The sequence below is a fragment of the Cupriavidus sp. HMR-1 genome, assembly GCF_000319775.1.
Taxonomy (GTDB): Bacteria; Pseudomonadota; Gammaproteobacteria; order Burkholderiales; family Burkholderiaceae; genus Cupriavidus; species Cupriavidus metallidurans.
The window spans coordinates 1-6,593 of the sequence record NZ_ANKP01000035.1; the positions used below are offsets into that span (position 1 = coordinate 1).

5 protein-coding genes and 1 riboswitch are annotated in these 6,593 nt (G+C 65.3%); of the genes, 3 read left to right on the forward strand and 2 right to left on the reverse strand.

Annotated features, from left to right (window positions below; translation table 11 throughout):
• Positions 1-487: GMC oxidoreductase (locus D769_RS04855; protein WP_008642624.1), on the forward strand; the 487-nt coding region annotated here is incomplete at its 5' end.
• Between the two features lie 51 nt (positions 488-538).
• On the opposite strand, the gene D769_RS04860 is transcribed toward D769_RS04855, so the two are convergent.
• Entirely contained in the window at positions 539-2,080 is a 1,542-nt protein-coding gene (locus D769_RS04860; RefSeq protein WP_008642626.1) for a methyl-accepting chemotaxis protein, read from the reverse strand.
• A gap of 185 nt (positions 2,081-2,265) precedes the next feature.
• Complete coding sequence (locus D769_RS04865; protein WP_008642627.1) at positions 2,266-3,951, reverse strand: acyl-CoA dehydrogenase family protein; 1,686 nt, start codon at positions 3,949-3,951, stop codon at positions 2,266-2,268.
• Positions 3,952-4,180: 229 nt separating this feature from the next.
• A riboswitch (TPP riboswitch) is annotated at positions 4,181-4,282 on the forward strand.
• Between the two features lie 121 nt (positions 4,283-4,403).
• Here D769_RS04865 and thiC point away from each other — a divergent pair.
• Positions 4,404-6,287 carry a phosphomethylpyrimidine synthase ThiC gene (gene thiC / locus D769_RS04870; protein WP_175582377.1) on the forward strand — a complete coding sequence of 628 codons (1,884 nt, stop codon included), beginning with the start codon at positions 4,404-4,406 and terminating at the stop codon, positions 6,285-6,287.
• A 176-nt stretch (positions 6,288-6,463) separates the two neighbouring features.
• Positions 6,464-6,593, forward strand: a 130-nt coding sequence (locus D769_RS32605) for an FAD-dependent oxidoreductase (protein WP_193750029.1), incomplete at its 3' end; no start/stop codon positions are given.

A 6,593-nucleotide genomic window follows, 5' to 3' on the forward strand; every position in this document is an offset into this window, starting at 1 on the left:
CCCGCGCAGCCGTGGCGCGGTGCGGCTGGCGTCGCCGGACCCGCGCAAGGCGCCGCTGATCGATCCGCATTATCTGTCGGATCCGCAGGACATGGATGCCCTGCTCGACGGGTTGCGTATCGCGCGGCGTATCCTGGCGCAGGCGCCGCTTGCGGCATTCGGCGGGCAGGATCTGCGGCTGAGCCAACTGCGTGACGACGGCGGCAATGACGAAGCCGCACGGGCCTGGATTCGCGCGCACGCGCAATCGGCCTGTCAGCCGGTAGGCACCTGTCGCATGGGCATGGACCCGCTGGCGGTAGTGGACCCTCAACTGCGCGTGCGCGGCATCGAGGGCCTGCGGGTGGTGGATGCTTCGATCATGCCGACGCTGATCGGCGGTGACACAAACGCGCCGGCAATCATGATCGGCGAGCGCGCCCACGACCTGATTCGCTACGCGCCGCATGTGACGTTGCGGATTCTCGAAACCGTGGCGGCCGATTGACGCACGCCGCCGCGTTGGCGGCGTGCCGGGTGACGACTGCAGACGGCGTACTCAGACGCTCATCCTGAACTGGCCTACCATCTCGCGCAGCTTGCTGGCTTGCTCGTCCAGCGACTGCGCGGCGGCGGCGGCTTCTTCGACCAGCGCCGCGTTCTGCTGCGTAACCTGGTCCATCTGGCCCACTGCGTGTCCCACCTGCTCGATGCCAGTGCTTTGCTCCTGCGAGGCCGCCGAGATCTCCGTGATGATGTCCGATACACGTTTCACGGCTTGCTGGATTTCGGTCATCGTACTGCCCACGTCATGCGCCTGCTCGGAGCCGGCACGCACGGTTTCCGCCGAGGCTTCGATCAGATCCTTGATTTCCTTGGCAGCGCTGGAAGACCGTTGCGCCAGGCTGCGCACTTCGCCCGCCACCACGGCGAAACCGCGGCCCTGTTCTCCGGCGCGCGCTGCCTCCACGGCGGCATTGAGCGCGAGGATGTTGGTCTGGAACGCAATGCCTTCGATCATGTTCGTGATCTCGGCGATGCGCCCGGAACTGGTGCTGATCGCGCCCATCGTCTCCACCATCTGGTTGACCGCCTGGTTGCCTTCATCGGCCACCTGCGCGGCGTTGCTGGCCAGCGACGATGCCTGCTGGGCGTTGTCGGCGTTCTGGCGGACAGTCGTGCTCAATTGCTCCATGCTCGAGGCGGTCTCCTCGAGCGAGGCCGCCTGTTGTTCCGTGCGTGAGGACAGGTCGGTGTTCCCGGCGGCAATCTGCGCGGCCGCGACACCGACCGAATCGGTCGATCGACGTACGTCGCGCAACATATTCGCCACGCGCTCGATCAGCGTGTTGAAGGATTGCGCGGTCAGGCCGATTTCGTCGAGCCTGTCCACGACGGCACGATGATCGAGGTCGAGTGTTCGGCTGACGTACTCGAGCGAGCCCTGGATCTGCGCCAGGCTGCCTCGGATCCGCCGGAACAGCATCAGCGCCATGATCGCCGTGAGGGCGAGGGTAATGACGATCACGCTCAGGGAAATGCTGACAGACCGTGCATGTTGGGCCTTGTTGTTGTCCACGGCGATCCCGCCCTGCTTGGTGTTGTACTCGAGGTGCTCGGCCACCGCCTTACGCAGCGCCAGGGAGGCCTTGAACAGTTCGCCGGCCGTCAGCATCTGCTTCGCGCCGGCATAGTCGCCGGTACGGGAGCGCTCGAAGAAAGCCGGGATCTGGTCGCGATAGTGTTTGACCGCGGCGCGATCGGCCGCAAGCATTGTGCGGTCCGTCTCGTCCGAGACGTTATCGTGCGCGTACTTGTCGATCATCCTGTCAAAGCGCTTGCTGGCTTCGTCGAATTGTTGCTCGATCTCGGCCAGACCCTTGGCATCCTCGCTGAGGCCGTGGCGATACAACTCGATACGCATTGCGGCGACCGATTCGGCGACGGTATTCAGGTCATGCACGCTGCCTAGCGTGTTGTCGTTGAAGTACTCGAGGCGTTTCTCCGATTCGTTCATTTGCCAGATGCCGCCGATGCCGACAAAGAGCAGCGCGAGCAGTGCAATGGAGAGCGTAAGTAACAGACGTTTGCTGATAGTCATGGGGCTATTCGACGCACGCCGCAAGGCATGCGTCGTCCGTTGGGTGACTTGGATTTCGCAGCGGGCCGACTGCCCGTCACCTCAACGTTTACGGAGTGCACGCTTCCCCATGAAGATGAGTGAATTGCGGCACATCAACTTTCGTGCGATCTCTCCGCACGGACTGTCGTTGCTTTTCGGTGGCCTCAGGCGGGCCAGGCGCGTGCCGCGATGCGTGCCAGCGTGCTGGAGTCGGCGTCGAGCGTGCCGAACACGCGGCCGTGCTGGCGGCCAAGCCGGCTTGCAACGAATAGCGCCGCCGATTCGGCATTGCCGTGCGCGATCATCAGCGCCGCCTGTGCCGTCAGCACCAGTCCTTGCGCAAAACGTCGCGCGCTGGTTTCGAGCTGTTCAGCGGGCTCTCGCAGCATCGCCTGCAGCGACGCCAGCTCCGCGCGCACGGCGGCGTCACCATTCGACAGCCGCGCCAGATCCTGCAGGATGCGCGCGCCATCGCCAGGATCGCGCTGGAGCGCGCGCAGGACATCCAGGCACATGATGTTGCCCGAGCCTTCCCAGATCGAGTTGACCGGCGCTTCGCGATACAGCCGCGCCATCGGGCCGTCCTCCACGTAGCCGTTGCCGCCCCAGACCTCCATCGTCTCGCCGGTGGCCTCCAGCGCGCGCTTGCAGATCCAGAATTTGGCCGCCGGGGTCATCACGCGCTTCCAGGCGGCGGCCAGCGGATCGTCGTCGGCATGTTCGAAGGCATGAGCCAGCGCCATCATCATCAGTGTGGCGGCCTCGGATTCGAGCGTCAGGTCGGCCAGCACGTTGCGCATCAGCGGCTGGTCCGCCAGCAGCCTGCCGAACGCCATGCGGTGCCGCGCATGGTGGAGCGCCTGCACCAGACCGGCCCGCAGCAGCGCCGCGCTGCCGATCACGCAGTCGAGCCGCGTGTTGGTGGCCATCTCGATGATCGTGGGGATGCCCCGGCCTTCCTCGCCGATCAGGATGCCGGTGGTGCCGCGGAACTCGACTTCGCTGCTCGAGTTGGAGCGGTTGCCGAGCTTGTCCTTGAGCCGCTGGATCTGGACTGGATTCTTGCTGCCGTCGTCGCGGAAGCGTGGCACGAAGAAGCACGATAGTGGCCCGTCGGCCGCGCCCATGCGGGCGACCACCAGATGCGCGTCGCACATCGGCGCCGAGAAAAACCACTTGTGGCCCGTCAGCGCGTATTCGGCGCCCCGGCCGTCGCCGCGCACGGGCAGCGCCACCGTGGTGTTGGCGCGCACGTCAGAGCCACCCTGTTTCTCGGTCATGCCCATGCCGATCATCACGGCGGTCTTGTCGCGCCACGGCAGGTCGCGCGCATCGTGTTCGGTAGCGTAGAGGCGCGGTTCGAGATCGCGGAACAACGCGGGTTCCTTGCGCAGGACCGGAATACTTGCGAGCGTCATCGTGGTGGGACACAGCGAGCCGGATTCAACCTGGGCCTGCAGGAAGTAGCCCACCGTGCGCGCGGCCCAGACGCCGGGGCGTGGCTGGGCGAAGGGCAGGGCCTGGAGTTGCTGGCTGCGCAGCAGCGTCAGCAGGTTGTGCCACGATGGGTGGAATTCCACCTGGTCGATCCGCTCGCCAGTGCGGCTGTGCGTATGCAGCTCGGGGATGAATCGGTTGGCGTCCGCGGCCCATGCCTGCACCTCCGGATCGCCCAGCCGCGCGCCGAATGCGGCGAGCGTATCGGCGTGCCACGCGCCGCCCAGGCGATCCAGCGCGGCACGCAGGCAGGGGTCCGACTCGAACAGGTTGTAGTGCGCCAGATCGGGCACCTGGTTGAACACCGTATGGGTTTGCGCACTGCCGGCATCGGGAAAGGATGTGGCGTCCATGGCATCTCCTGCGTGCGGAATTCGATCGAGGGGGCGGCCTGATGCGGTTCATGGTACGGCAACAACGGCGCGCGCAACACTGCCGAATCCCGCCACAAGACCCGTCAGCCTGCCTGCATCCGCCGTTATCGTGCACCGCAACATGTCGATTCCGATACTGTGACGCATGACAGATGCAACCGATCTTTGGCTGGCGTCAGGCAGGGGCTTGTGCTTAAATTCACCCCGTTGGATGAAACAGGGGTGCCGTTCGGATGGGCCGGGCGGCTGAGAGAGTCCCTTCGAACCCGATCCGGCTAGTACCGGCGTGGGAAGTTTCAAATAGAACCGAATTGCTCTAGTCCCGCGGATTTCCACTTTGATCCGCACAAACGGGACACCGCCGCTGGCCATGCCGCGCGACGGACCTCACAGGGCTCCTGGTTTCGTCCATCCCCGCATGAGAGAGGACGATACCCATGGCCCGTACTGCCCCCGCTGCTTCGTTTGAATCGCTCGAAAGCGATCTCGACCAGAAATTCGCCTATCCGGCTTCCAGCAAGACCTATATCACCGGCAGCCGGCCGGACATCCGCGTGCCGCTGCGCACGATCCTGCAGACCGCCACGCGCACCGAGAAGGGCGAGATGGCGAACCCGCCGATTCCCGTCTACGACACCTCGGGCCCGTACAGCGATCCGGACGTGCATATCGACCTGAAGGCCGGCCTGCCGCCCGTCCGCGCCAAGTGGATCGAAGAGCGCAACGACACCGAGGTGCTGACTGGCCTGTCGTCGGAGTATGGCCTGGCACGCGCCAATGACCCTGCCACGGCACACCTGCGCTTCGCGCAACTGACGAACCCGCGCCGCGCCAAGGCCGGCGCGAACGTGTCGCAGATGCACTACGCACGCAAGGGCATCATCACGCCCGAAATGGAATACGTGGCGCTGCGCGAATCGCTGAACCTGCAGGCGCTCTACGACAAGCCCGAGTACAAGGCGCTGCTGCGACAGCATCCGGGCAACGCCCTGGGCGCCGCTCTGCCGCTGCGTCCGGAAGATATGACGCCGGAGTTCGTACGCCGCGAAGTGGCTGCCGGCCGCGCCATCATCCCGGCCAACATCAACCACACGGAACTGGAGCCGATGGCGATCGGCCGCAACTTCCGCGTCAAGATCAACGGCAACCTGGGCAATTCGGCGGTGACGTCGTCGCTGGCCGAGGAAGTGGAAAAGATGGTGTGGTCGATCCGCTGGGGCGCCGACACCATCATGGATCTGTCCACCGGCAAGCACATCCACGAAACGCGCGAGTGGATCCTGCGCAACTCGCCGGTGCCTATCGGCACGGTGCCCATCTACCAGGCGCTGGACAAGACCGGCGGTATCGCCGAGGACCTGACCTGGGAAATGTTCCGCGACACGCTGATCGAGCAGGCGGAGCAGGGCGTGGACTACTTCACGATCCACGCCGGCGTGCTGCTGCGCTACGTGCCGATGACGGCCGACCGCGTGACCGGCATCGTCTCGCGCGGTGGTTCGATCATGGCCAAGTGGTGTCTGGCGCACCACAAGGAAAACTTCCTGTACACGCACTTCGACGAGATCTGCGAAATCATGAAGGCGTACGACGTGTCGTTCAGCCTGGGTGATGGTCTGCGTCCGGGCTGTATCGCCGATTCGAACGATGACGCCCAGTTCGGCGAACTGCGCACGCTTGGCGAACTGACCGCCAAGGCGTGGGAGCACGACGTGCAGGTGATGATCGAAGGCCCGGGCCACGTGCCGCTGCAGCGCATCCAGGCCAACATGGACGAAGAGCTCAAGCACTGCTACGAAGCGCCGTTCTACACGCTGGGACCGCTGGTCACCGACATCGCGCCGGGCTATGACCACATCACCAGCGGCATTGGCGCCGCCAACATCGGCTGGATGGGCACCGCGATGCTGTGCTACGTCACGCCGAAGGAGCATCTGGGCCTGCCGGACAAGGAAGACGTGCGCGAGGGCATCATCACGTACAAGATTGCCGCGCACGCCGCCGATCTGGCCAAGGGCTGGCCCGGCGCGCAGCTCCGCGACAACGCGCTGTCCAAGGCGCGCTTCGAGTTCCGCTGGGAAGACCAGTTCAACCTCGGTCTCGATCCCGAGCGCGCGCGTTCGTTCCACGACGCCACGCTGCCGGCCGAAGGCGCCAAGATCGCCCACTTCTGCTCGATGTGCGGCCCGAAGTTCTGCTCGATGAAGATCACGCAGGAAGTGCGCGACTACGCGGCATCGTTGCCGGAAGCCGAACGCGGAATGCAGGAGAAGTCGATCGAGTTCGTGAAGACGGGCTCGAAGATCTACTCGTAAGCCGCTATCTGCGCCGACGTGCAGACGGGTGCGGCCCTTGTGGCCGCGCCCGGCAGTATCCGCAGTACCCGTAGCACCTGAGTCCCGCGCGCGGCGCCCCCACGCGGCGCGGCGGTATTCACCCAACCGGAGGCCGGACGGCACATACCTTTCTCATGCCGCCGGCAAACAATCTCATGACAGCAGTACAGTCCTTCGATGTCGCCATCCTCGGTGCCGGCCTGGCCGGGCGGTTATCCGCCTGGCAGCTCGTGCGCGCCGGCGCCCGCGTGGCGCTGATCGAGCGTGGCGGACCCGATGGCAGCG